Here is a 23,634-nt window from a genome sequence, read left to right as displayed (position 1 = left end):
AGGATGGGGGCTTGATTTGTCGCAGGATGGTAGACAAGACAAATAGAGTCGAAAAGGACCGGCTCGCAAAACGAACCACATTAGAATTCTCTAACCTGCGCAATTTATAGTAGAAATACGGCACTTAGGGTACACATTACCGGGAGTCCATAAAAAGGCCCCGCCGATGGCGGGGCCTGACAAATTCTGCTGGATAACCGTGGCCTATTCCCCGGTCACGCGGCTCGGTGTTTCCTTGCCGCTGATGATGGTGGCGGCGCTCTTGGCAATGGCTTCGGTTACGCGTGCCAGGTTGTCGAGATCGAGCGTGCCCACTTCATCGGAGGGCTTGTGGTAGTGCGGCTCCACGTCCATCTTGGAGGTGGACAGTGTGTGCGCGGGCACACCGAGGCGCGCCAGGGTGGCGTTGTCGGAGCGGTAGAACAGTTGCTGCTGCGGGTAGGGATCGGGATAGAAGTCGAAGCCCGAGCCTTTGAGCGCGGACTGCAGCAGCGCACCCATGCTGCTTTTTTCAAAGCCGGTGATGTAGGCGGAGTTCTTGCCCCACTTCGATTCAGTGCCCACCATCTCGATGTTGAACATGGCCATCACCTTGGCGGGGTCGAGCTGGCGCGAGAAGTAGGTGGCGCCGAAGCCGCCGCTCTCTTCGGCCGTGAAGGCCGCGAAAAGCAGGGTGCGCTCGTTGTTCTGCTGCTTCGCAAAATGCTGCGCCAGCAGGAGCATCGACGTGATGCCCGAGGCATCGTCGTTGGCGCCGTTGTAAACCGAGTCGCCATCAACGGGCTTGCCGATACCAAGGTGGTCGTAGTGGCCGGAAAAGATCACCTGCTCGGCCGCGCGGCCCTTGCCCGGGAGTATGCCTACTACGTTGGCGAGCTTCAGCTCCTCGAAGTTGTGCTCGGCTTTGATGGAATAGGTATCGGGCAGCTTGTCGCCCAGTATAAATACAATATCGGCGGCATTGCTGAACAACGAGCGCTTCAGCCCGGTGAGGCGGCCGAAGCTGGATGAAAACGAAGTATCCACCAGCACGATCGTGGGCGTGGTGGCCGCTGCCAGCTTGATGGCGCTGTTGAAAAAAGCGCGCTGGTTGGCCGCGTCGGCAGGCGTGATGTGCTTCACCGCAAAACCGGACTTCTCCGTCAGCTTGAATTCTTTTTTCGTGGTAACGACGATGAAGCTTTTGGAGTCGGCTTCGGTGCCGGCCATTTCGGCTTTGAGCAGCGTCATCTTCGGGCGGAGCACCGAGAACTCCTGCAGGAAGCCCGAGGCGCCGGGCAAGGGCCTCAGGCCGGCCTTGCGCATTTCTTCGGCAATGAAGGCGGCAGCTTTCTCAGACCCAGGGGTTCCGGGCTTGCGGCCGGCGAGCTCGTTGGAGGCGAGGTAATTTTCCAGGCGCGTGGCTTCGGCGACCGGGATAAGCCCTTGCTGGGCCGAACAGGCAACCGTCAAAAACAAGGCGGTTGCTACAGAGAGTTGTTTGATCATAAGAAGTAAAAGTGTTGGTTGTTGCTACTGATAAACCAGGAAAGGGCCATCTGTTTCGACAGCGACTCCGAAGGCATGCACGATTCACGCTTCACGGCTGACCGCTCACGCCTACAGCGACATCATTTCTTTGAACTTGACCGTCTGCCGGCGGCTCACTTCGATCTTCTCGCCGCCTTTCAGCTCCAGCAGCAGGCCGCCGTTGAAGTAGGGCTCGATTTTGTCGATAAGGCGCAGGTTGACGATGTGCTTGCGGTTGGCGCGGAAGAACACCTTCTCGTCGAGGCGCTCCTCGAGCGCATTGAGCGACTTCAGGATGAGGGGCTTGTTGCCGCCGAAGAACACCTTGGCGTAGTTGCCCACGCTTTCAAAAAGGCGGATGTCGCCGAGGCGCACAAACCAGCAGCGGTCGCCGTCTTTCACGAACACCTGGTCCTGCTCGGTAAGCAGGCCGCGGGGTCCTTCGCCTGCCGCTACGTGCAGGCTGCCGTTTCCGCTCTCGCCGCCGTGCAGCTTCTGGATGGCGTCCGAAAGGCGCTTCGGCTCTACGGGCTTCAGCAGGTAGTCGAGCGCGTTGACCTCGAAGGCCTTCAGGGCGTAGTCGTCGTAAGCGGTGGTGAAAATAACTTCGGGGGCACGGTCCAGTTCGGCCAGCAGGTCGAAGCCGGTCTTGCCGGGCATCTGGATGTCGAGGAAGATGAGGTCGGGGTTGTGCGCCTCGATCTTGGCCAGGCCTTCGTCCACATTGCCGGCCTCGTCCACTACTTCGATCTCGGGAAATTCCTGGAGCAGCTTCCGCAGCTCCGTCCGCGCCAGGCGCTCGTCGTCGATGATGATTGCACGCATAAGAGTAAAAGTTTGTGGTTTGTTGTTTGTGGTTTGTCGTTCCTGGGCGATCCGTGATTCCTACGGGTCCACTTCGTTATTCTGTTTTCTTCATCAACCCGTTAACCGGTCAACTGATTCAACGGTTTGTCCACCGGGATCTCCACCCGTGCTTCAACGAGGTCGTCGGTGAGTTGGCAGATCTGGAAGCGGGCGCGCTCGCCGTAGAGCAGCGACAGGCGGTCCTGGGTGCTGGAGAGGCCAAAGCCGCCCCCGCCTTCGGCGCCGCCATTGAGGTGGCCGGTGTTCTGCACCGTCAGCGCGTAAAAACCTTCGGAGCGCCCCGAGGCGATGCGCACGAGGCCGCCGCGGATCTGCTTGGAGATGCCGTGCTTGATGGCGTTCTCCACCAGCGTTTGCAGCATCATCGGCGGGATCTCGTACTTAAGCGTTTCGGCATCCACCTCGTATTGCACCTGCAGGCGGTCTTCGAAGCGGATATGCTCCAGTGCGAGGTAGTCTTTCACGATCTGCAGCTCGTCGTTCAACGGCACCGTCTCGCCCTTTTCGGCCTTCAGGCTCGAGCGGAGAATGTTGCTCAGCTCGGTCACGGCAGTGCGGGCGCGCGCCGGGTTCTCGTCGATGAGGGCCCGGATGCTGTTGAGGGCGTTGAAGATGAAGTGCGGATTGATATGGGCCTTGATGGTCTTCAGCTCGAGCTCCTTCACCAGCGTTTCGAGCTGGAGGGTTTCCATCTGCTGCTTGCGGCTTTTCGACACGTAGTGGAACATGAAGTAGATCAGGTTCCAGATGAAGAAGAGCCAGAAGTAGCCGAAGGCGCCATCGAGGATGAGCAGGAAGACGTTCTTTTTAAGGTAATACAGTTCCTTCTGGCTGAGCAGGCCGAGCCCATTGAGGCTTTGCATGTAGGTGAAGGAAGCCAGGAAGGAAAAGCAGACCGTCATCAGCAGGAACTGCGCGGCCTGTTGCTCCACCGGCTTTTGCAATACGTTGAGGCGGAGGATGGCAAAGCGCATCGTCATGGTGGCCAGCAGGCCCACGGCCAGGTAGATGCTGAGACGCCCGAAGAAGGTCTCGGTTGCCTGCCAGTTTTGCAGCGTGCCGAAGGAATAGGCAAAAAAGGTGTTGATCAGGGCAAAGCTCCCCCATCCGGCCCCCTGCAGGATCCAATACCGCGAAAACTTGCCAAGAATCATAGGACGACAAATCTACAATTTCAGTCTGCTACGTATAGGTTATTTGTAGGAACGGCCCCGAAGGCGCCTGAGTGGAGCGGAGCCCTCCCGGGCGGCCGCCTGGCTACCGGGGGTAAGCACCGAGGCGGGATTAGGGTTTTCTAATAGCCCCTTAGCCCTTCATCGTATTTCTCCTAAGGGGAACACCGCAATTTGCCATGATAATACCCCAAACCCTGCAATACCGCGGCCCCTATGAGTAATTTCGTAGAGACCGCCTCACCAAACACCGACCTTATGAGAACCCGTACCATTCAAATTCTGCTGGGGGTGCTCTGCCTCCTGGCGACGACGGCCGGGAACACCCAGTCCTACGGCAGGGTGGTGATCAACGAATACATGCCCTGGCCCTCTGCCTCCTGCGGCACGACCTCTATCGAGGAACTCGCGGCCATCGACCTGGAGAGCAGCGAGGACGGCCGCACTTTCCGCAGCGAGCAGCACTGGAACGTGGGCCCGGATGCACCGCTCCGTTACCGCACGTCGGTGCGTCGCGGCGCCGCACGCCACTTCCGCCTCCGCCTGACGGCCAGCACGGGCCGCCCCGAATACTCCCGGGTCGTGTTTACCGGCAACGAGGAGCTGACGCTGCAGACCTACCCCAACCCCGCCACCGACCGCCTGCGCATCCGCTATAAGAGCGCCACCGAGGGCACCGCGCGCTATGCCCTCATCGCTCCCGACGGCCGCACGGCGCAGTCCGGCACGGTCAGCGCCCACAGCGGCCTCAACGAGTGGCCGGTAGACGTGCAGGCCCTCGCCCCCGCGGTGTACCAGCTGCAGGTCGACGCCGGCGGCACGGTGCTGCGGACGCGCTTTGTGAAGCAGTAGGAATGGCGAAAGGCAGCCGGTTGCGCTTGCAGCCATCCCGTCTTCATTTGCGGAGACAACCGACAGAGCGCCCCTTCGGGGCGCCTTTGAAACCCGGGCTCCTGTTTCCCCGGGTTTCACCCGGGGCTACCAACAGGGCGCCCGTTCCGGGCGCGCATATTAGCAACCGGAGAATCTCCTTTGAATCGCGCTGACGCACAGCCTGCTTTTGTCGAAAGGGCGGGATAACGACACCTCTCATTGAAGCGAAACAGGCTTCCGGGTTTCACCCGGGAACTATTTACGGTGGCGGGCCGCCGCACCCCGCAGGGGTGCCCTGTCGGTAACCCCGGGTGAAACCCGGGGTCGCAGTCGGGTAAGCAGTTCCCGGCACCTCGAAGAGGTGCCCTGTCACCCGGCGTTGCAACGTGGGCTATGGTGCAGAAGCAGTACCGCTCCGAAGGAGCGGCCTCCTGGTAGCCCCGGGTACAACCCGGGGTTTGGCGCAGGAGACAAGAGCGGCGCCCCGAAGGGTCGCGCTTCCGGTTGACCTTCCGTAGCAGTACCACTCCCTACTGTAGCGGCGGCCAGAAATATTCGGGCTGCCAGCTCACCCCGGCGTCCTGCAGCATTCCCTGCACCTCGTTGTGAAAACCCATCTTCCGATGGTGCTCTTCCTGATTTTGGATATAGGCCGCAACGACCGGGATGGCGCTTCGTTCATAGCTGAACGCAGCGTAGCCTTCCTGCCAGGCAAAGCGATGCTCGAGGAATCCCCTTTGATTGACCCAGGCGCTGCTGTCGCTTTTGAGCGTACGCAACAGGTCAGGTAAAGGATCGGATGGGCGGTAGCCAATCAGCAGGTGCTGGTGATCGGGCATCGAATTAATAGCCAGCAGTTTGTGCCGACGGTTCTCGATCAACTTGATCTGGTAGCCATGCAACTCCTCTTTCCAGGCGGCGCCGATCAAGGCGCGGCGGTATTTGACGCCAAAAACTAGCTGCAGGTGAATTTGGGTATAGGTAGACATCCGGCAAAACTGCCTTTTGCAACTGGCGGAGCCATGTGTTTTTCAACAGGGAACCGGGTTATTTTTCTCGTGTCTGCCTGTCGATTTCACCATCCCGCGGCGGTCAACCGGAAGCGCGCTCCTTCCGAGCGCCTGGTCGCCACACTCCAACGCACCCCGGGTTGCACCCGGGGCTACCGGAAGCGCACCTCTTCGAGGTGTATTCAACAAGCATCCCAAAGCCCGCCAGGCGATACGCGCCCATTTCGCACACCGGCGTGCAAACCGGCACCCTGCTGCGGACGCGCTTTGTGAAGCAGTAGGAATCGCGCACCTTTGCCGGCATAGCCAACGCATATGTCCCCCCAACGCCTGCTCCTTGCCCTGGCCCTGCTGACCGCCACCGCCGCCGGTGCCCAGAAGGCCCCGCCACGCTATACGCCGAAGCACTTCGTGCGCCGCTACGACAGCCTCGCCTTCCCGCGCCTGCGCGCCACCGACGGCCCCGTCCGCACCTACCTCGAGCTGGCGCCCGATATCTGGGACGTCGACGACGACAACAGCACTCATATCCGCGGGGGCGCCCGCCAGGCCCTCGTGCAGGTGGACGGCACGATGCGGAACAACAAGCGCGAGGGCGTATTCACCTTCTCGCTCATCGACAGCGCCGACCACAGCAAGCGCTTCAAGATCTGGGAACAGGAATTCGCGGGCGATAAACTGAACGGCCAATACCGCACCTACAACCTGAAGGGCACGCTGGTGGAAACCCAGACGATGCGCAACGACAGCCTCGACGGCGTCGGCCGCAGCTACTGGATCGACGGAAAATTGGTGATGTCCGAAACCGAATACTTCGGCGGCCGGGCGCACTACGTCCGGCGCGACCTCAACCCCGACGGCAAGCCGGCCCGCGAATCGGAATACCGCGACGGCGACCTCGTGCGGGTGCGCACCTTCCACCCCAATGGCGCCCCCGAGCAGGAAACGCCGCTGCGCAACGGCGTGCCCAACGGCACCGGCCGGCGCTGGTACGACAGCGGCAAGCCGATGGAAGAAGTGACGCTCGTCAACGGGCAGTTTCACGGCATCCGCCGCTACTTCTACCCCAACGGCCAGCTCTGGATCGAAGAGGAATACCGCAACGGCCTTCACTGGAACATCCTGGGCAACTGGGACGCGCAGGGCAAGCGCCGCGACGCCGGCACCCTGAAGGGCGGCAACGGCACCGTGAAGCTGTATCACGAAGACGGCAGCCTCCGCGAAACAACCACCTACGTGAACGGGAAGGAGCACTAAGAACGGGCGCTCCTCGCTGTTAAGGATAACCTAAATGGCCGGCCCCGTTGCAGCTACCGGCCTCTTGCCGCTGTCCTGTCCGGGAAAAAAATCTCAATGAGGAAAACATCGTTCCTGCTCCTGGGCTGCCTGCTGCTGTTCGCCGGCACCTTTGCCCAGACCGGCCGCCTGAAGGTCGGCCTCGAAACCGGTTTCGGCGTCGCCTCGCTGCGCGGATCTTCCGCCTACAACGACCTGGTCACCGCGCGCCCCAGCACCTACCAGGGCATCTACGCCTCCTGGGCGCTCAACGACCGCTGGTTTCTGCGCACCGGCGCCGGCTTCAGCCTCAACGGCGCGAAGCAACGCAACTCCGTCACCTTTACGGATCCCAATGGCGTACCCAACGGCACCTACCAGGCCTATACCAACCTCCCCTACCTCAACGTGCCCCTGCTGGCGGGAGTTTCCTTCGGCCCCAGCAAGCGCTTGTACGCCGTCGCCGGTCCCTACGTGGGCTTCCTGCTCAGTGCCCACGATACCTACGACGGCCATGAAGCCACCGACACCAAGCGCCTCTACGAGCACACCGACTTCGGCGTGATGGGCGGCCTCGGCGTGGAGCTTCCGCTCCACAAGCGCTTCGGCTTCACCATCGAAATCCGCGACCAGCTGGGCCTCACCAACATCAGCAAGCCTGCCTCCGGCGCCGGTTACCCGCCGCTGAAGAACAATGCCGCCCACCTGATCATCGGGGTGAACTACAAGTTCTGAACAAGCTGTCTGAAATTAATCCGTAGAGGCACGAGGCGGACTCTTCGCCCCGCCGACGTGCACGCCACCAAGCCCTGGCGCGCCACGAGTGCGTCCCGCATGCCGCTCGCCGCCCCGATGAAGTCCCGCGCGGGACGGGCAACAGCTCTTCTCCCCCCGGTTCAGGTCATTTTGACGGGAAAACGCTTTCCAAGTGCCACGCGGAGCCTTTTTAAAGGGGAATACAGGGCGTCGGGCCGTTCTGACATAGCGTCGGAGCGGTCGTACAGGGCGTCATTGACCAGATACAGGGCGTCGAAGGCAACGGACGCAGCGTCGGCGGCTCCGTACCGTGCGTCATTAACCGGGTACAGGGCGTCATGGGCCGCGTACGTTGCGTCATTGAGCCCGTACGACGCGTCATTGGGCACGTACGACGCGTCATTGAGCACGTACCGGGCGTCGGAGGGCGGGATACCTTCCGTCGAAACTCGTTGACGGTGCGTCGAAGGCCACGAACAATGACACAATGACGGGGTTCCGGATGGAGCTTGCAGCAGTAAGAATGCCGTTCCCGGCCGCTGTGGCTATAAATTGCGCCAGGCCGTCCGGCATTGCCGCAAACTCCCGAACTTACCGGTACAATTCCCTTTATGCGCCGATACTTGTTTTTGCTGGCCCTGCTCGCCGCCACTGGCAGCTTTGCCCAGACCGCCCGTAACGAATCCCTCCGCCGCGAGCTGGACAGCATTTATCGCACCGACCAGTATTACCGCGCCCTGATGGGCGCCAAGGGGGCGCCGGCCGACTCGCTGGCCCGCGTGTACCAAACGACCACAGAACAGCTGGACTTCGCCCTGTGGCAGCGCCAGTCCCGGATCGACTCCGCCAACCTGCAGCGGATCGAAGCGATCATCGCCCGCTATGGTTACCCCGGCCGCACGCTGGTCGATTCGCCGGCCAACGAGGCCGCCTTTTACGTGATCCAGCACTCCCCTAAGATCGACACCTACCTCCCACTGCTCAAAGCAGCCGCTGACAAGAACGAATTACCCTTCCGCCTTTACGCCATGATGCTCGACCGCTCTCTGATGTATGCCGGCAAGGAACAGGAATGGGGCACGCAGGGACACGGTTTCGAATACCTGGACAGCAGCTCGGGCAAGAAAGCCTTCCGAATGATCGTGTGGCCGGTGCGCGACCCGGCCAGCATCAACGAGCGCCGCCGCAAGGCCGGCTTCACGCTCACCGTTGAAGAAAACGCAGCCCGCATGGGCATTACCTATGTGCCGCTGACGCTGCAAGAAGTGCGGCGGCTGAAGGCGGGGCACTGAGCAACAGCTGCTGGCGGAGAACGGAGTCGGCACCGCCCGCCTACGCTTTCGCCCCCGACGCCTTGGCGTAACCGGGCACCGCCTGCCGAAGCTTTCGCCCCCGAAGCCCTGACGTAACCGGGCACCGCCCGCCGAAGCTTTCGCCCCCGAAGCGGGCCGAAAGCGAAGGCGGGCAACTTAATTGCATCGGGAGTGTTAAGGTTCTGAAAAGCGCCCCGCTTCGGGTGCTTTCGGTTATTTTTGTACCGTTCCCCACCGCTTCCGGGGAGCCAAAATCGTACACATGCAGATCACGCCCGGCCCACTGCTCCAGCACATCGACAACCCCGACGACCTCAAGAAGCTCCAGAAGGAGCAACTGCACCAGGTTTGCGATGAGCTGCGCCAGTACATCATCGACGTCGTTTCCGTCCACGGCGGCCACTTTGCCGCCTCCCTCGGCGTGGTGGAGCTGTCGGTAGCCCTGCACTACGTGTACCACACGCCCTACGACCAGCTTGTGTGGGACGTAGGCCACCAGGCGTACGGCCATAAGATCCTCACCGGCCGCCGCGACAACTTCGAAAGCAACCGCAAATACGGTGGCCTAAGCGGCTTCCCCAAGCGCAGCGAATCGGAATACGACACCTTCGGCGTGGGCCACTCCTCCACCTCCATATCGGCGGCGCTGGGCATGGCCATGGCTGCTAAGTACAAGGGGGAAACCGACCGCAAGTCGGTGGCCGTCATCGGCGACGGCTCCATGACCGCGGGCATGGCCTTCGAAGCCATGAACCACGCCGGCGTGGCCGACTCCGACGTGCTCATCATCCTCAACGACAACTGCATGAGCATCGACCCCAACGTGGGCGCGCTCAAAGAATACCTCACCGACATCTCCACCTCCCCCGCCTACAACAAAGTGCGCGACGAGGTCTGGAACCTGCTGGGTAAAATGCCGATCGGCAAACGTTTTACCCGCGACATGGCCTCCAAGCTGGAAGCCTCCGTCAAGGGCATGGTCAACAAGAGCTCCAACCTCTTCGAGGCCCTCAACCTCCGCTACTTCGGCCCCATCGACGGCCACAACATCACCAAGCTGGTAGACACGCTGAGCGACCTGCGCAAGATCCCCGGTCCCAAGATCCTCCACATCCTTACCGTGAAAGGCAAGGGTTACGCACTGGCCGAGAAAGACCAGACCAAGTGGCACGCCCCGGGCCTGTTCGACAAGATCACCGGTGAGATCTATAAAAAGAAATTCGAGCTGCCGCAACCGCCCAAGTACCAGGACGTGTTCGGTCATACCATCATCGAGCTGGCGGAGCAAAACGACAAGGTAATGGGCGTCACGCCCGCTATGCCCTCGGGCTCTTCGCTCAAGTTTATGATGGAAGCCATGCCGCAGCGCGCCTTCGACGTCGGCATTTGCGAGCAACACGCCGTAACGCTGTCGGCCGGCATGGCCACGGCGGGACTGAAAGTATTCTGCAACATCTACTCCTCCTTCATGCAGCGCGCCTTCGACCAGGTGGTGCACGACGTGGCCATCCAGAAGCTTCCCGTGATCTTCTGCCTCGACCGCGCCGGCCTTGTAGGCGAAGACGGTCCTACGCACCACGGCGCCTACGACATCCCGTATTTCCGCTGCATTCCCAACATGATCATCTCCGCCCCGATGAACGAGCAGGAGCTGCGCAACCTGATGTACACCGCGCAGCTGGAATCGACGCAGCTGCCCTTCGTGATCCGTTACCCCCGTGGTGAAGGCACGATGCCCGAGTGGAGAAAGCCCCTCGAGGAGCTGACCATCGGGAAGGGCCGTCGCCTGCGCACCGGCAAGGACGTGGCCATTCTCTCCTTCGGCCACCCCGGCAACTTCGCCGCCGCCGCCATCCGCGAGCTCCAGGGCGAAGGAATCACGCCCGCCCACTACGATATGCGCTTCGCCAAACCCATCGACGAAGCACTGCTCCACGAAGCCCTCTCCACCTACGGCAAGATCATCACCGTCGAAGACGGCACGGTCGTCGGCGGCTTCGGCTCCGCGGTGCTCGAGTTCATGCAGCAGCACGGCTACAAGAACGACGTGCGCATCCTCGGCATCCCCGACCGCGTGGTCGAACACGGCACGCTGAAAGAGCTGCACAAGGAATGCGGCTACGACGCCCCTGCCATCGCGGAAGCGATTCGGGAATTATCGCGCATCTCGATCAATGACATCATTCTGACCACAGAATAGGCTTCAGGAAGTTTATAGTTTATAGTTTAGGTAGTTTATAGTTAACAGCGGCCCCGTTCTACGGGGCCGCTGTTCTATTAGTGTGCAGGGCGCAACTGTAAACTGTAAACTATAAACTGTAAACTATAAACGGTCATCGCGCGCGCGCGTTCCCCTGCACGCTCCGGAGCAACGCCTCCGCGTCCTTTTGCACGTCCGTAAGTGTTACGATCTGCACATTCGGGTAGCGACGGAATTTGGCCAGCAGGCGCTGGCCTTCGGGGCTTTCATCGATCATCACCACCGTGAGCTGCACGTTTAGGGTTTGCAGGATGGTGCGCTCTACATCCGAAAAGACGGGGAAGTCGCCGTCGGTGACGAGGAAGATCTGGTTGTTGCCGGCGGGGAGCAGCTTGCGCAGCGCCTCGGCGTAGCCTTGCTTGATGGCCACGGAGCCGTTGGTGGCCTCGCCCTGCACCCGCAGCGAGTCGACGATGTGCTGGAGCTTCTTCGGATCGCTGAGCGCCGGCGCGTCGTACAGCCGCTCCGTATGGTCGCCGAAGCGGTAGAGCGACACGCGGTCTACGGGACGCAGCACACGGATGAGGGGCCGCATGGCCGCCTTCAACAGCGCCATGCGGCGCGCGATCTTCATTGAATTGGACAGGTCCAGTAGAAATACAATGTTGTTCGGTTTGTAGCGGGGCTCGCGCAGGTCGTTGTCGGCAGTGTCGGCCACCGGCACGGGCACCGGCGTTACCACCGGCGGCTTTCGGGTCGTATCGGGCCGGAGGTGGAAGATATCGCTTCCGCCAAGCGTGCCGGAGTCGGACACGAAGCAGGCCTCGCCCGTCCACGGATCGATGGTGAAGGACCGCTCCTGCCCGCTGCTGTTGACCGGTGCCCCCAGGTTCTTCGGAAGGTTCCATTCGGTCCAGCCGGCGCCGCTGCGCACGGCACTCCAGATGTCGAAGCCGCCGAGGCCGCCGGGGCGGTCCGATGCGAAATAAAGCGTACCGTCGGGCGCCAGCCAGGGCGCCGATTCGGCGAAAGGTGTGTTGATGTTCAATTTCTGCGGGGCGCCCCATTGCAGGAGGCCCGGGTCGGGCTCCAGCGGGTTGAGCGCGGTGCACACGAAAAGGTCTTCATTGCCCGCGCGCCGTACCGACAGCAGCAGCAGCCGCGCCCGCGGCACAAAGCAGGCGGACGTATAGCGGCTGTTCAGCATGGTGTCGATCCCGGTAAACGGCAGGGAGCGAAACTGCGTCCCGTCCTTGCCGGCATACGCAAAGGCTAGCCCGTTGCCCTGCAGGCGGCTTTGCAGGCCGTAGTTGAAGTGCCCGTTAACAAGGTAGGGGCCACCGGGTAGCGTGGGGTAAACATACTTGTCGCCGCGGGTGGAAGGCAGCAGGAAGGCGGGGCGCCGCTTCGGGCTCCAGGAGCTTTGCGGCGTGCGCGTACTGTAGCGGATCTCGAAGAGGCCGTCCGCGCCGGTTTCACTGAAAAAGAGGGTATCGCCACTGCTGCTGAAGACGGGCAGCACCTGCTGCGCCGCGTCGTTGACCGCGGGGCCGAGGTTCTCGCGACGCCCCGTCCATTGGGCCCGGGCGGCCGACCCGCAGGCGACCCCGAAAAAAAGCAACAGCAACAGGCGATTCATAGAATAGTTGGTTCAACTAAGATAGCCCAAAAGCCCCAAAGCTGCGGTCTTTATGGAAAACGGAACCCTCCGCATCTCAGGGCTATGGCCAAAACCCTGACCGCTTGCTGCCTGTTGCTGGCGCTGACGGCGGCCGCCCTTTACCTGCGCGGCCGGAAGTCCGGCGCGGCGGCGTTGCCTGAACCAGCTACCGCTATTCCTGCGGCCCCGCCCAGGCCGGCGGAATCTGCCCCTGAACGTTCGGCCCTCCGGGCCCGCCTCCATGCGCAGGGCCTCAGCGGGCAGGTGTATGCGGCCGCCCACGGCCTCTCCACCCGCATAGCCTTCCTGGTAGACATGAGCCGGCACAGCGGCCGGCGCCGCTTTTTCATTTACGACCTGCGGGCCGACAGCATACTTTCGGCAGGGCTGGTGGCACACGGCAGCTGCAACACCGACGGCCTTGCCGACGCCGCCTTTGGCAACGAGCCCGGCTGCGGCTGCACTTCCCTGGGCCGCTACAAGGTCGGCTACGCCTACCGGGGCCGCTTCGGCACGGCCTTCAAGCTCTATGGCCTCGACCCGGGCAACAGCAACGCCTTCCGCCGCTACGTGGTGCTCCACGCCTACGACTGCGTGCCCGACGAGGAGCGGTACCCGGTCAACATCTGCAACAGCCTCGGCTGCCCGATGGTCTCCTACCCATTCCTCGACACGGCCACGACCTACATCCGCCGCGAGAAAAAACCTATTTTACTCTGGATTTACAAATGAGCCCGATGCGTTACTCCGTATTGCTACTCCCCCTCCTGGTTGCCGCCTGCACAGAACCGCCCCGAAAGCACTTCCCCCAGATCGAAAAGCTGGCCTGGCTCGAAGGGCGCTGGCAGGTGATCAGTGTGCCGCCCTCAGGCACGCTTCCGCCCGACACGACCATCGAGTCGTGGACGCGCGAAAACGATTCGGTGCTGGTGGCTACCAGCTGGAAGTATACCGGCGCCGACTCCAGCTTCTCCGAGCGGATGCGCCTGGAAGAACACGGCGGACACCTGGAGTTCGCAGCGACGGTACCCGGGCAGAATGAGGGGAAAGCAGTGGTGTTTCCGGGCTCGGACAGTGGCGGCATCACGACGTTCATCAACGACCGCCACGACTTTCCCCAACGCATCCGCTATACGCCGGCCGGCGCGGATGCTGCGGTCGCGGAAATTGCCGGGCACACCGACCAGGGGTACCAGCGCTTTACGTTCCGCATGAAGCGCCTCCGCTGACCGGCACCGCCAACACCCGACAGCCTACATCAGACATCAGACTTCAGACATCCGACATCTCAAAGCAGGTGCATGTGCTCCTCGTCGGTGAGGCCTTCTTCGGTTTCGTTATATTCCACCAGGAAGTTGTTGCGGCCGTCGCCGATGATGATGCGGAGGAACTTCTGCTGCACCAGCTCCAGCATCGACAGGAAGAGGAAAATGGCGTGCACGCGGTTTTCGGCCTGCTCGAATACGCCTTCGAAGGAGAGCGTGCGGCGACCCTGGGCCAGGGAGATCATGTTGGTCTTGGTGGACTCCATACTGTAGTTATACTGGACCACCGTATGCACCGGTTTGTTGTTCTGCGCGTGCAGGCGCTGCATCACCTTTTCAAAGGCTTTCATCAGCTTGAACAGCGTAATGGTCTGCACCTCGGTGCCTTCGCTGGCTTCCTCGCCGATGGCCGACAGCTCGCGCTGGATGTTGCCGCGCTTTACCATCAGCATGCGATCGGCTTCCTGCTCGGCCAGTTCGGCGGCGGCCTGCTTGTACTTTTTGTATTCCAGCAGTTTGTCCACCAGCTCCTGGCGCGGATCGATCTCGTTGCCGGAGGCGTCCACTTCCTTGCGCGGCAGCAGCATCTTGGCCTTGATGCGCATGAGCGTGGAGATGAACAGGATGAATTCGCTCGACAGCTCGATGTTGAGGGTTTCCTGCGAATGGATATAGGTCAGGAAGTCCTTGATGATGCTGTTGATAGGAATGTTGTAGATGTCCAGCTCGTCGCGCTCGATAAAGAAGAGCAGCAGGTCGAAGGGACCTTCGAACTGGGGGAGCTTGATCTTATAGTTGATGTTGTGGATGGCCATGTGCTTAAAGAAACGAAAATCCCGTGGCTTTCGTGCCACGGGATGCCGTAAAGATAGGTTATTATTCGCTTAGAAGCCGACGCCCACGCCTACGCCGAGGATCGAGCGCATCTGTGCCGCGTCGTCGTTCTTGTTGTCGCCGAACACGCGCAGGTTGCCGTCGTAAATGAGGTCGTAGTTGTAGATCACCTTCAGCCACTTGTTGACGTGGAGGCTGATGTTGTTGGTAAAGTACACGTCCATGTAGTTCGTTTCGCGGCCGATACGCTTGGCGTTGAAGTCCCACGACCAATCAGCGCGGCCGCGGTAGTACACGTTCTTCATCAGCTTGCGCTGGTAGCCGAGGCTCAGCATGGCGCCGGTTTCGAAGCGGCTGGTTTTCACCGGGTCAACGGCGTAGCGCGAAGCGAGGGTCTGCTCGGTTCCGCCGTCGGGCTTCACACCGCCCTGGTAGGTAAAGCTGTAGGGCGAGTTGCTCACGATCACCCAGCGGGCGAAGGGGCCTGCGGCGAAGAACAGGTTCTTGGCGGGCGTCAGGTGCAGGCCGGCGTGGAAGGTGAGGTAGGCCGGTGCGAAGAAGCCCGACACGCGGCGGCGCGGCGCTTCGGAATAATCGTAGCCGTTGCTGAACTGCGTGCGCAGGTCGCCGCTGATGCCGAAGCCCATGCGACGGTTGATGTGCCCGGTGTAGCGGGTATAGAGTTCGAGCTTGTCGTCTACCTTGCGGATGCCGGTCGACTGCACGTTGGACAGGCCGTACGACAGTTCGGCCATCGAGTTCCAGGTATGGCGGGATTCGTATTTGGAAGTATCCCAGCCGCTTTTGCCCCAGCCTTTGTTGGCATAGAGATAAAGCGAAGCAACACCGGTGAGGGAGTATTTCTCGGGAGCGTTGACATAGTTGCGGCTTCCCGTTTGTGCGCCCACGATGCTCAGAACGGCACCTTTGCGCCACTTCGTGTTTTGTTTCTTCGGCGCTTTCTGGGCAACAGAAACGATAGCCAGGCAGAGCGCGCCGGCGATCAGGAGGCTTCTTCTCATAATTCAGTCAGGTTTTAAGCAGTTCCGCCGGGCGGATGAGCCAAAAATAGGAGAATTTTATTACATACCGCACCGCGTAGGACAAATGCACCGCACATTTGCAGCCCATGACGCCACGCGATAAATGGATCAATTGGGGGCTGTTTATTTTGCTCGCCCTCATCTGGGGTTCGTCCTTTATTCTGATGAAGGTAGGCCGCACCCACCTCAACGGCCTGCAGATCGGATCCCTGCGCATCCTGTCGGCGGGCGTGGTGTTCCTGCCCTTTGCGCTCTTCCAGGCGCGGCGCATTCCACGGGCGCGCATCCCCCTGCTGCTGCTGTCGGGCCTGCTCGGCAACCTGTTCCCCGCCTTTCTTTTCGCCGCTGCCATCGACCGGATCGATTCTTCGCTCGAAGGCATTCTCAACTCGCTCACACCGCTGTTCGTGATCGTGGTCGGCCTGCTGTTTTTCGGGATGAAGCTCGGGAGGCGACAGGTAGCCGGCGTGCTCATCGGCTTTATCGGCCTCGTGCTCCTGAGCCTGTACAGCGGCTTCAATGCATCCAATTTCGGTTATGCGGCCCTGGTGCTGCTGGCTACGCTGATGTACGGCATCAACGTCAACATCGTGAACCGCTACCTGCGCGGCCTCGACCCGATCGCGATGGCCACTGTTTCGCTGAGCCTGATGGCCATACCGGCAGCGATCGTGGTAGGGCAGCAGGAGGTCTTTTCAATGCTGCGCTACGATGAAGGCGCCCTCCTCAGCATCGGCGCTTCGGTGCTGCTCGGCATCGTGGGCAGCGCTATCGCCACGGCCCTCTTCTACCTGCTCATCAAGCGGGCCGGGGCGCTTTTCGCATCGCTCGTTACCTATGCCATTCCCATCGTGGCCATCGGCTGGGGCCTGCTCGACGGCGAGGGCTTTACGCTGGTGCAGGGCGGCTGCCTGGCCGTCATCCTCGCCGGGGTGTACCTCGTCAACAAGAAGTAAGCAAGTCGGAGCTGGGAAGTCGGAAGTCAGAAGCAAAGGAAAGCCCCTTCGCGAAGGGGCTCTTGTATTTTGGGGGAAGCCGACTAATTCCGACTTCCCAGGTCCGACTTATAAACTTTCTTAAACCACCATGATCTCCTTCTCTTTCGCCTCCAGGTGCTTCTCCACGAGGGTGATATAGCGGTTGGTCATTTCCTGGGCTTCGGCTTCGTAGTCCTTGGCGGCGTCTTCGGAGAGGCCATTTTTCTGGGCCTTCTTGATCTGCTCGATGGCATCGCGGCGGATGTTGCGGATCGCCACGCGACAGTGCTCGCCCTCACCCTGGCAGCGCTTCACCAGCTCGCGGCGGCGCTCTTCAGTGAGCGGTGGCAGGAACAGGCGGATGATGATGCCGTCGTTTTGCGGGTTGAGGCCGATGTTGGAGTTGATGATGGCCCGCTCGATGGGCTGCAGCATGTTCCGTTCCCAGGGCTGGATGGTCAGGGTACGGGCATCGGCCACGCTTACGTTGCCCACCTGGCTCAGGGGAGTCGGCGCGCCGTAATAGTCCACCATGATGCCTTCCAGGATCTGCGGATTGGCTTTGCCGGCGCGGATCTTGCCCAGCTCCGACTCCAGGTGACCGATGGCCTTGCGCATCGAATCTTCGGCCATCTCGAGGGTCAACGACACTTCTTCTGACATATAAGTGAATGATTTAGTGCAGCAAAACTAACGAAAAGCCCCCTGTCCCCCTAAAGGGGCACTTAGATCGGACAAACTTTATTTGCCGGGAACTTGTTTAGGGTTGAAAAGAAAGCCCGGATCGCGAAGCGTTCCGGGCTTTTGAATGTCGTGATAGTTGAAAGGAAGCGACCGGTAAATGGAATCTTCCGCCGGGTGCCCCCGTTGAGGGCAGGGGCCGGTCCTAATTCTCCGCCACGGCTTGTTCCGTCGAGATCGGCACTACCTTGGTCACCTGCGGCAGGTGGCCGTCAAAACCGTTCTTCGGCAGCGGGTCTTTGGCGAGGGCCGGCCTGGGGCGGCTGTAGATGAGCAGGCCGAGCAGGCTCACCGACACCGTGGAGATGATCAGCATAAGGTAGTTCGGGCCGAGGGTGCGGCCGAAGTAAGCAATGCTGATAAAGCCCATGTTGAGCAGGAGGCAGGCGAAGGTCACGTATTTGTGGTTCAGCCCGCGGTCGAGCAGAAGGTGATGGATGTGGTTGCGGTCGGGCGAAAAGGGCGAGCGACCGTTGAGGATGCGGATCGAAAATACGCGCAGCGTATCGGTCAGGGGAACTACCAGGATCGCGAAGGCCACGGCCACCGAGGAGGGGATCGGGTACTTCATCGCCGGGTCGTCGGCCACCTGGATGAACTTGATCACCAGGAAAGAGTTCACCAGCCCCAGCATCAGCGAACCGGAGTCGCCCATGAAGATCTTGGCGGGGTTGTAGTTGAAGATGAGGAAGGCCATCAGGGCACCGGCCATCGCGAAGGAAAGGGAGGCGTAGGCGTCAAGCCCGGAGAAGGCGAAGTAAGCTCCGAACACGCACATCGTGAGCAGGCTCAGCGTAGCGGCCAGCCCGTCGACCCCGTCGATGAGGTTGAAGGCATTGATAATCAGGATGATCGTCAGGTAGGTCAGGGAGAGGCTAAAGGCCAGCGGCAACTCCCAGAGACCCAGGAAGCCGTGCATGCTGGTGATGCGCACCCCGCAGAGGTGGATGATGATCGCCGCGGCGCCCACCTGCCCGATAAACTTCTTGGTAGCGCTGAGGATGAGGATATCGTCCTTGATGCCCAGGAAAAAGATCACGGTTGCGGCCGCGAAGAAATATTGAAACTCCGGTGAGGCTTTGAGGTCCACGGTAAGGAGGGCTGCCAGGAAGAAGCCGATGAAGATACCGACACCGCCGAGGGAAGCAATTGGTTTCGTGTGCAGTTTGCGGGCATCCGGAACATCGTACAGCTTCTTGAGTTCAGCGATCCGGATGATCACCGGAACAGCGAGAAACGTCAGCACGAAGGCCACAGAAGCAGTCAATAACACATTGAGCATACAGTGTGTGGTTGGGGGGTTAAAGTATTTACATGGGTCCAGGGTACACGCTCTCAGCCACAGCTCTTCACAGGAAATCGGATCCAAGGCTCAATTACGCAGCGAAAGTAACCAAACTACGTCATTTAACCTATTAAATTAGTGTTTACTATAAGATATGGAATTGAAAAAGGTTGCACATTTGCAGCCACAGCGATCAGGCTGAATTGCCCGCAAAAGGTTAACAATCAACTAAAAATTATGCCAGAATTACACGAAATCGCCAGCCAGGTACGCCGCGACATCCTCCGTATGGTCCACGCCGCCAACAGCGGCCACCCCGGCGGCTCGCTCGGCTGCGCCGATTTCCTGACTGCCCTGTATTTCCATACCATGAAGCACCAGCCGGAATCCTTCGACATGGATGCCCGCGAGCAGGACGTGTTCTTTCTCTCCAACGGCCACATCTCCCCGGTATTCTATTCGGTGCTGGCCCGCTCGGGCTACTTCCCCGTGGCGGAGATGGCCACCTTCCGCAAGCTCGACTCGCGCCTCCAGGGCCACCCCACCACCCACGAAGGCCTTCCCGGCGTGCGCATCGCCTCCGGCTCCCTCGGCCAGGGCATGAGCGTGGCTATCGGCGCCGCCCTCGCCAAGAAACTCAACAACGACCAGCACGTGGTGTACTCGCTTCACGGCGACGGTGAGCTGCAGGAAGGCCAGAACTGGGAGGCCATCATGTTCGCCCCCAACCACAACGTCGACAACCTCATCGTGACCGTGGACTGGAACGGCCAGCAGATCGACGGCCCCACCTACCAGGTGAACGACCTCGGCAACATCCGCCAGAAGTTCGATGCTTTCGGCTGGTATACCCTCGAAATGAACGGCAACAAGATGGAAGAAGTGGTGCAGGTGCTCGACGAAGCCCGCTCGATGGTAGGCAAAGGCAAGCCCATCGCCATCATCATGCACACGATCATGGGCTCCGGTGTCGACTTCATGGAAAACGACCACAACTGGCACGGCGTGGCCCCTTCCAACGAACAGCTGGAAAAGGCGCTGGCGCAGCTGCCGGAAACGATGGGAGACTATTGATCGTGAGCCGTGAGCCGTGAGCTCGCATTACCGTAAAACAACAAAGAACGGATGCCAGTGGCATCCGTTCTTTGTTTCCGGCTTCAGCGCTCACGGCTCACGCTCCTACCCTTCCCGTATGGCAAACTGCTGCTTCGCCGCCTTTCGGGCCGGGATCCAGGAGGCCACGAGGGCGATCACCAGGATGGTGACGGCCACCAGCAGGAAGTCCCAGGGGTTGAGCTTGACGGGGAAATAATCGATGAGAAACGAGCCGCCGGTGAGCGGGATGAGCTTGTATTTGAGCTGCGCCAGGGCGAGCAGGAAGGCCAGGAGAATGCCGGAGCCGCCCCCGATAAGGGCCAGGAGCAGGCCTTCGTTCAAAAAGATCGCCTGGATGCGGCGGCTGTCGGAGCCCAGGGCCTGCAGCACCTGGATGTCGGCCTTTTTCTCCAGCACCAGCATCGTGAGCGAGCCGATCATGTTGAAGGCCGCCACCACCAGGATGAGCGACAGGATCGCGTAAATCACCCACTTTTCAGCGCGCATAACGGCATACAGCGAAGCGTTTTGCTCGTAGCGCGTTTGCACCAGGTAGTTCTTACCGAGCATCTGCTGCAGCTGTTCCTGCACGGCTTCCGGCTCCGCACCGGGCTTCAGGGCGATCTCCAGGAACGTGAGGCGGTCGGCGGGAAGGTCCATCATCCGCTGCACGAAGCCCAGGTTGGTGAGTACGTATTTATTGTCAAAGTCCTGCTGGATGAGAAAGGCGCCGGAAGTGTTGACGGTGTCGGCACTGATGGAGTTGAGGGGGTTGCTGAGGTCGGCGGCACCGGAGCGCGGCAGGTGCACCAGCAGGGGCGCCAGGTTGCGATCGCTTTGCACGCCCACGGCGTTTTCCACACCGGCGCCGAGCACCAGCAGCGGCTCGTCGGCCGTACCCACCTCGAAGTTGCCCCGCAGGATGTGACCGGGCACACCCGATACGCGGCGGTAATTGTCGTCGACGCCCTTGAGGTAAATGATGGACTGGTTGTCGCCGTTCTGCAGCAGGGCTTTCTCCTCGAGCGTTCCCGCGCTCCAGGCTACCCCGTTGACGGCGCGGATCCGCGCCAGCTGCGCTTCGCTGAGCGTGATCTGCTTGCCGTGGGCCGCGCCCACACGCAGGTCGGGGTAAAAAGAGGAATACAGCGACTTCACCAGGTCTTCAAAGCCATTGAACACGCTCAGCACGAGGATGAGCGCCGCCGCGCCGACACCGATGGCCAGGATCGAGATCCAGGAGATGATGTTGATGGCGTTGGTGGATTTCGGAGCCTTGAAGTAGCGCCAGGCGAAGAGGAAATTCATTTATTGAATAATATTTATTGAATAATAGCTATTGAATAACCGAAAACACGAGTGCAACGGGACTGCTCCCCTATTCAATATTCAATAGTTATTAATGATTATTCAATGCCCGGCTTTGCGTCTTCGCCACCTTCTTCCTCTTTGCCCCGGGCCTCGTCTTCCTTCTTAATCTGGTCGAACAGGTTTTCCATTTTGAACACATGGTCGAGGGTATCGTCGTAGAAGAAGCGGAGTTCGGGCATGCGGCGCACCTGCGTTTTGATGCGGGCGGCCAGCTCGCGTTTTACTTCCCAGGCGCGCTCGTTGATCTTCTTGTGCGTCGCCTTAGGGTCGGCCACCTGGAAAAAGCTCAGGTAAATACGGGCTTCCAGCAGGTCGGGGGTGATCTTAACGCCCGACACCGACACCATGCCGCCGTCCATCATGGCCATGCCGAGGCGGCGGAAAATGTCGTTCACTTCTTCCTGGATGAGCCCGGCCACCTGCTTCTGACGCTTACCTTCCTGCATAATTGTGTGCTTTGTAAGGGGCAAAAATACAGCCCACCCCTCACCCCTCCCAAAGGGAGGGGAAACTTTCCGGCGAATTTCTCCCCTTCCCCTCGGGAAGGGGTCGGGGGATGGGCTTAACTTCGCGGCTCCGCTCATGAAGAAATACGCCCGCATTTTCCGCTATCTGCGCCACTACCGGGGCGAGATCGCGCTTTATACCCTCACTACGCTGCTATCGGTCGCCTTCTCGATCGTATCGATGGGCATGCTCATCCCCTTCTTCAACCTTATTTTCAACGTCGAGGGGCAGGAGATCAAGCCGTCGTCCAGCCCGATGGTCAATGCCATCCAGGGCGCCATGCAAAACCTGATCGACTCGCAGGGCAAGGGGCGGGCACTGCTCTTTATCTGCGTGTTCATCATCGTATTCACCCTGCTGAAAAACCTGTTCCTGGTGCTCTCCAACTACATCCTCAACCCGCTGAAGGCCCGCATCGTGGTACGGATGCGCAACGAGATGTACGACAAGATCCTCCAGCTGCCCATCGGCTTCTTCACCGAAAAGCGCAAGGGCGACCTCATCAGCCGCCTCACCAACGACATCGGTGAAGTGGAAGCCTCCCTCATCGGCGCCCTCGAAGGCTGGGTGCGCGACCCCATCACCATCCTGGTGGTGCTGACGGCCCTGCTCACCACGAGCTGGCAGCTGACGCTGTTCGTGCTCGTGTGCCTCCCCATCGTCGGCTTCATCATCGGCCGCACCAGCCGCTCGCTCAAGAGCCAGAGCGGAGAGCTGGCCCACCTGGCGGGCGAAGGCGTCTCGATCCTCGACGAAACCCTCACCGGCCTGCGGGTGATCAAAGCCTTCAACCTCGAGCGCCTCATGCAGGGCCGCTTTCACGGCAACGGCAACGAGCTGCTCCGGGTGAAGAACCGCGTATCGCGCCGCCGCGATGTCGCCTCTCCCCTTTCCGAAACCCTCGGTATCATGGTGTTTTGCGCGATCCTTTATTTCGGCGGCATCCTCGTGCTGTCCAACCGGATCCCGCTGCCGGCCGCGGCCTTTATCATGTACCTCGGTCTTTTCTATACAATCATCAACCCGGCCAAATCGCTGTCCACCTCCTTCAGCAACATGCAGAAAGGACAGGCGGCCATCGGCCGCATCGAGGAAGTGCTCCAGGCCGAGAACACCGTAGACGACAACCCAACGGGCCGTGACCTTTCCGAGTTCCGCGACTGCATCGAGCTGCGCAATGTATCCTTCCATTACGACGATGTGCCCATCCTGCAGGACATCAACCTGACCGTCCGGAAAGGCCAGACCGTAGCGCTCGTGGGCTCTTCGGGCGCCGGTAAGAGCACCCTGGCCGACCTCGTACCCCGCTTCCACGACGTCAGCGCGGGCGAGCTGCTCATCGACGGCATCAACATCCGCGACTACCGCCTTTCATCGGTACGCAACCTCATCTCCATCGTGACGCAGGAGCCGATCCTGTTCAATGACTCCATCGGCAACAACATCCGCATGGGCAAGCAGGACGCCACCGACGAGGAAGTGGAAGAGGCGGCCCGCATCGCCAACGCCTACAATTACATTTCGAAGAAAGACAGCGGCTTTGACACCAACATCGGCGACCGCGGCACGAAGCTTTCCGGCGGTGAACGCCAGCGCCTCACCATTGCACGCGCTATCGTAAAGAACCCCCCGATCCTCATCCTCGACGAGGCCACCTCGGCCCTCGATACCGAAAGCGAACGCCTCGTGCAGGACGCCATCAACAACATGATGCAGCACCGCACTTCCATCGTCATCGCCCACCGGCTCTCTACCATCCGCCATGCCGACGAGATCATCGTGCTGCAGAAGGGCCGGGTCGTAGAGCGCGGCAACCACGACGAGCTCATGAAAAAAGGCGGTTATTACTACCGCCTTGTACAAATGCAGGAACTCAAATAG

General features: G+C 60.5%; 21 protein-coding genes. 10 read left to right on the top strand and 11 right to left on the bottom strand.

Annotation, left to right across the window (positions count from 1 at the left end; all coding sequences use genetic code 11):
• Positions 1 to 204: 204 nt before the first annotated feature.
• The 3 genes from E0486_RS04960 to E0486_RS04950 form a co-directional block, all read right to left on the bottom strand.
• Positions 205 to 1,488, bottom strand: coding sequence for a M28 family peptidase (locus E0486_RS04960; RefSeq protein ID WP_131851040.1), 1,284 nt, complete (start codon positions 1,486 to 1,488; stop codon positions 205 to 207).
• Between the two features lie 111 nt (positions 1,489 to 1,599).
• On the bottom strand, positions 1,600 to 2,334 hold the full coding sequence (locus E0486_RS04955; RefSeq protein WP_131851039.1) for a LytR/AlgR family response regulator transcription factor: 735 nt from the start codon (positions 2,332 to 2,334) through the stop codon (positions 1,600 to 1,602).
• A 101-nt stretch (positions 2,335 to 2,435) separates the two neighbouring features.
• Positions 2,436 to 3,530, bottom strand: a complete 1,095-nt coding sequence (locus tag E0486_RS04950) for a sensor histidine kinase (protein WP_131851038.1) — start codon at positions 3,528 to 3,530, stop codon at positions 2,436 to 2,438.
• A gap of 276 nt (positions 3,531 to 3,806) precedes the next feature.
• On the opposite strand from E0486_RS04950, the gene E0486_RS04945 reads away from it, so the two are divergent.
• On the top strand, positions 3,807 to 4,400 hold the full coding sequence (locus E0486_RS04945; RefSeq protein WP_165917196.1) for a T9SS type A sorting domain-containing protein: 594 nt from the start codon (positions 3,807 to 3,809) through the stop codon (positions 4,398 to 4,400).
• Between the two features lie 551 nt (positions 4,401 to 4,951).
• Here the strand turns inward: E0486_RS04945 and tnpA are convergent.
• The gene (gene tnpA, locus E0486_RS04940; RefSeq protein WP_131851036.1) at positions 4,952 to 5,410 is read right to left on the bottom strand and encodes an IS200/IS605 family transposase; all 459 of its coding nucleotides are present in this window, start codon (positions 5,408 to 5,410) and stop codon (positions 4,952 to 4,954) included.
• A gap of 336 nt (positions 5,411 to 5,746) precedes the next feature.
• Between tnpA and E0486_RS04935 the strand changes: the two genes are divergently transcribed.
• The 4 genes from E0486_RS04935 to dxs all read left to right on the top strand — a co-directional run bounded on the left by E0486_RS04935 (position 5,747) and on the right by dxs (position 10,975).
• On the top strand, positions 5,747 to 6,688 hold the full coding sequence (locus E0486_RS04935; protein ID WP_131851035.1) for a toxin-antitoxin system YwqK family antitoxin: 942 nt from the start codon (positions 5,747 to 5,749) through the stop codon (positions 6,686 to 6,688).
• 96 nt (positions 6,689 to 6,784) lie between these two features.
• Positions 6,785 to 7,441 carry a porin family protein gene (locus E0486_RS04930; protein WP_131851034.1) on the top strand — a complete coding sequence of 219 codons (657 nt, stop codon included), beginning with the start codon at positions 6,785 to 6,787 and terminating at the stop codon, positions 7,439 to 7,441.
• A gap of 632 nt (positions 7,442 to 8,073) precedes the next feature.
• Positions 8,074 to 8,754, top strand: coding sequence for a DUF6624 domain-containing protein (locus tag E0486_RS04925; RefSeq protein ID WP_131851033.1), 681 nt, complete (start codon positions 8,074 to 8,076; stop codon positions 8,752 to 8,754).
• Positions 8,755 to 9,037: 283 nt separating this feature from the next.
• Positions 9,038 to 10,975, top strand: a complete 1,938-nt coding sequence (gene dxs / locus E0486_RS04920) for a 1-deoxy-D-xylulose-5-phosphate synthase (RefSeq protein WP_131851032.1) — start codon at positions 9,038 to 9,040, stop codon at positions 10,973 to 10,975.
• A gap of 133 nt (positions 10,976 to 11,108) precedes the next feature.
• On the opposite strand, the gene E0486_RS04915 is transcribed toward dxs, so the two are convergent.
• Positions 11,109 to 12,614, bottom strand: coding sequence for a VWA domain-containing protein (locus E0486_RS04915; RefSeq protein WP_131851031.1), 1,506 nt, complete (start codon positions 12,612 to 12,614; stop codon positions 11,109 to 11,111).
• A gap of 84 nt (positions 12,615 to 12,698) precedes the next feature.
• Between E0486_RS04915 and E0486_RS04910 the strand changes: the two genes are divergently transcribed.
• Together E0486_RS04910 and E0486_RS04905 are read left to right on the top strand one after the other, a co-directional pair.
• On the top strand, positions 12,699 to 13,367 hold the full coding sequence (locus tag E0486_RS04910) for a murein L,D-transpeptidase catalytic domain-containing protein (RefSeq protein ID WP_131851030.1): 669 nt from the start codon (positions 12,699 to 12,701) through the stop codon (positions 13,365 to 13,367).
• Positions 13,368 to 13,372: 5 nt separating this feature from the next.
• Positions 13,373 to 13,864 carry a DUF6265 family protein gene (locus E0486_RS04905; protein ID WP_131851029.1) on the top strand — a complete coding sequence of 164 codons (492 nt, stop codon included), beginning with the start codon at positions 13,373 to 13,375 and terminating at the stop codon, positions 13,862 to 13,864.
• Positions 13,865 to 13,923: 59 nt separating this feature from the next.
• On the opposite strand, the gene E0486_RS04900 is transcribed toward E0486_RS04905, so the two are convergent.
• The gene (locus E0486_RS04900) at positions 13,924 to 14,715 is read right to left on the bottom strand and encodes a segregation and condensation protein A (protein WP_131851028.1); all 792 of its coding nucleotides are present in this window, start codon (positions 14,713 to 14,715) and stop codon (positions 13,924 to 13,926) included.
• 69 nt (positions 14,716 to 14,784) lie between these two features.
• Positions 14,785 to 15,756, bottom strand: coding sequence for a DUF3078 domain-containing protein (locus tag E0486_RS04895; RefSeq protein WP_131851027.1), 972 nt, complete (start codon positions 15,754 to 15,756; stop codon positions 14,785 to 14,787).
• 107 nt (positions 15,757 to 15,863) lie between these two features.
• Here E0486_RS04895 and E0486_RS04890 point away from each other — a divergent pair, with 107 nt between their 5' ends.
• Positions 15,864 to 16,733 carry a DMT family transporter gene (locus E0486_RS04890; protein WP_131851026.1) on the top strand — a complete coding sequence of 290 codons (870 nt, stop codon included), beginning with the start codon at positions 15,864 to 15,866 and terminating at the stop codon, positions 16,731 to 16,733.
• A 120-nt stretch (positions 16,734 to 16,853) separates the two neighbouring features.
• On the opposite strand, the gene frr is transcribed toward E0486_RS04890, so the two are convergent.
• Both frr and E0486_RS04880 read right to left on the bottom strand, forming a co-directional pair.
• A complete protein-coding gene (frr, locus tag E0486_RS04885; protein ID WP_131851025.1) occupies positions 16,854 to 17,417 on the bottom strand; it encodes a ribosome recycling factor in 564 nt (187 codons plus the stop codon).
• A 223-nt stretch (positions 17,418 to 17,640) separates the two neighbouring features.
• Positions 17,641 to 18,777 carry an MraY family glycosyltransferase gene (locus E0486_RS04880; protein ID WP_131851024.1) on the bottom strand — a complete coding sequence of 379 codons (1,137 nt, stop codon included), beginning with the start codon at positions 18,775 to 18,777 and terminating at the stop codon, positions 17,641 to 17,643.
• A gap of 240 nt (positions 18,778 to 19,017) precedes the next feature.
• Between E0486_RS04880 and E0486_RS04875 the strand changes: the two genes are divergently transcribed.
• Positions 19,018 to 19,854, top strand: coding sequence for a transketolase (locus tag E0486_RS04875; RefSeq protein ID WP_131851023.1), 837 nt, complete (start codon positions 19,018 to 19,020; stop codon positions 19,852 to 19,854).
• Positions 19,855 to 19,959: 105 nt separating this feature from the next.
• Here the strand turns inward: E0486_RS04875 and E0486_RS04870 are convergent, their stop codons facing one another.
• A complete protein-coding gene (locus E0486_RS04870; RefSeq protein ID WP_131851022.1) occupies positions 19,960 to 21,183 on the bottom strand; it encodes an FtsX-like permease family protein in 1,224 nt (407 codons plus the stop codon).
• A gap of 98 nt (positions 21,184 to 21,281) precedes the next feature.
• The gene (gene rbfA / locus E0486_RS04865) at positions 21,282 to 21,692 is read right to left on the bottom strand and encodes a 30S ribosome-binding factor RbfA (protein ID WP_131851021.1); all 411 of its coding nucleotides are present in this window, start codon (positions 21,690 to 21,692) and stop codon (positions 21,282 to 21,284) included.
• Between the two features lie 136 nt (positions 21,693 to 21,828).
• Between rbfA and E0486_RS04860 the strand changes: the two genes are divergently transcribed.
• Positions 21,829 to 23,634, top strand: a complete 1,806-nt coding sequence (locus tag E0486_RS04860) for an ABC transporter ATP-binding protein (protein ID WP_131851020.1) — start codon at positions 21,829 to 21,831, stop codon at positions 23,632 to 23,634.

The organism is Flaviaesturariibacter aridisoli (assembly GCF_004343705.1).
Taxonomy (GTDB): Bacteria; Bacteroidota; Bacteroidia; order Chitinophagales; family Chitinophagaceae; genus Flavisolibacter; species Flavisolibacter aridisoli.
Note: the sequence above shows the minus strand (reverse complement) of the source record. Positions and strands in the feature narration are given on the sequence as shown.

Bases quoted from the DNA above. Each gene is read 5' to 3' on its own strand.
- E0486_RS04960 (WP_131851040.1), bottom strand. From the start codon at position 1,488: ATGATCAAACAACTCTCTGTAGCAACCGCCTTGTTTTTGACGGTTGCC.
- E0486_RS04955 (WP_131851039.1), bottom strand. From the start codon at position 2,334: ATGCGTGCAATCATCATCGACGACGAGCGCCTGGCGCGGACGGAGCTG.
- E0486_RS04950 (WP_131851038.1), bottom strand. From the start codon at position 3,530: ATGATTCTTGGCAAGTTTTCGCGGTATTGGATCCTGCAGGGGGCCGGA.
- E0486_RS04945 (WP_165917196.1), top strand. From the start codon at position 3,807: ATGAGAACCCGTACCATTCAAATTCTGCTGGGGGTGCTCTGCCTCCTG.
- tnpA (WP_131851036.1), bottom strand. From the start codon at position 5,410: ATGTCTACCTATACCCAAATTCACCTGCAGCTAGTTTTTGGCGTCAAA.
- E0486_RS04935 (WP_131851035.1), top strand. From the start codon at position 5,747: ATGTCCCCCCAACGCCTGCTCCTTGCCCTGGCCCTGCTGACCGCCACC.
- E0486_RS04930 (WP_131851034.1), top strand. From the start codon at position 6,785: ATGAGGAAAACATCGTTCCTGCTCCTGGGCTGCCTGCTGCTGTTCGCC.
- E0486_RS04925 (WP_131851033.1), top strand. From the start codon at position 8,074: ATGCGCCGATACTTGTTTTTGCTGGCCCTGCTCGCCGCCACTGGCAGC.
- dxs (WP_131851032.1), top strand. From the start codon at position 9,038: ATGCAGATCACGCCCGGCCCACTGCTCCAGCACATCGACAACCCCGAC.
- E0486_RS04915 (WP_131851031.1), bottom strand. From the start codon at position 12,614: ATGAATCGCCTGTTGCTGTTGCTTTTTTTCGGGGTCGCCTGCGGGTCG.
- E0486_RS04910 (WP_131851030.1), top strand. From the start codon at position 12,699: ATGGCCAAAACCCTGACCGCTTGCTGCCTGTTGCTGGCGCTGACGGCG.
- E0486_RS04905 (WP_131851029.1), top strand. From the start codon at position 13,373: ATGCGTTACTCCGTATTGCTACTCCCCCTCCTGGTTGCCGCCTGCACA.
- E0486_RS04900 (WP_131851028.1), bottom strand. From the start codon at position 14,715: ATGGCCATCCACAACATCAACTATAAGATCAAGCTCCCCCAGTTCGAA.
- E0486_RS04895 (WP_131851027.1), bottom strand. From the start codon at position 15,756: ATGAGAAGAAGCCTCCTGATCGCCGGCGCGCTCTGCCTGGCTATCGTT.
- E0486_RS04890 (WP_131851026.1), top strand. From the start codon at position 15,864: ATGACGCCACGCGATAAATGGATCAATTGGGGGCTGTTTATTTTGCTC.
- frr (WP_131851025.1), bottom strand. From the start codon at position 17,417: ATGTCAGAAGAAGTGTCGTTGACCCTCGAGATGGCCGAAGATTCGATG.
- E0486_RS04880 (WP_131851024.1), bottom strand. From the start codon at position 18,777: ATGCTCAATGTGTTATTGACTGCTTCTGTGGCCTTCGTGCTGACGTTT.
- E0486_RS04875 (WP_131851023.1), top strand. From the start codon at position 19,018: ATGCCAGAATTACACGAAATCGCCAGCCAGGTACGCCGCGACATCCTC.
- E0486_RS04870 (WP_131851022.1), bottom strand. From the start codon at position 21,183: ATGAATTTCCTCTTCGCCTGGCGCTACTTCAAGGCTCCGAAATCCACC.
- rbfA (WP_131851021.1), bottom strand. From the start codon at position 21,692: ATGCAGGAAGGTAAGCGTCAGAAGCAGGTGGCCGGGCTCATCCAGGAA.
- E0486_RS04860 (WP_131851020.1), top strand. From the start codon at position 21,829: ATGAAGAAATACGCCCGCATTTTCCGCTATCTGCGCCACTACCGGGGC.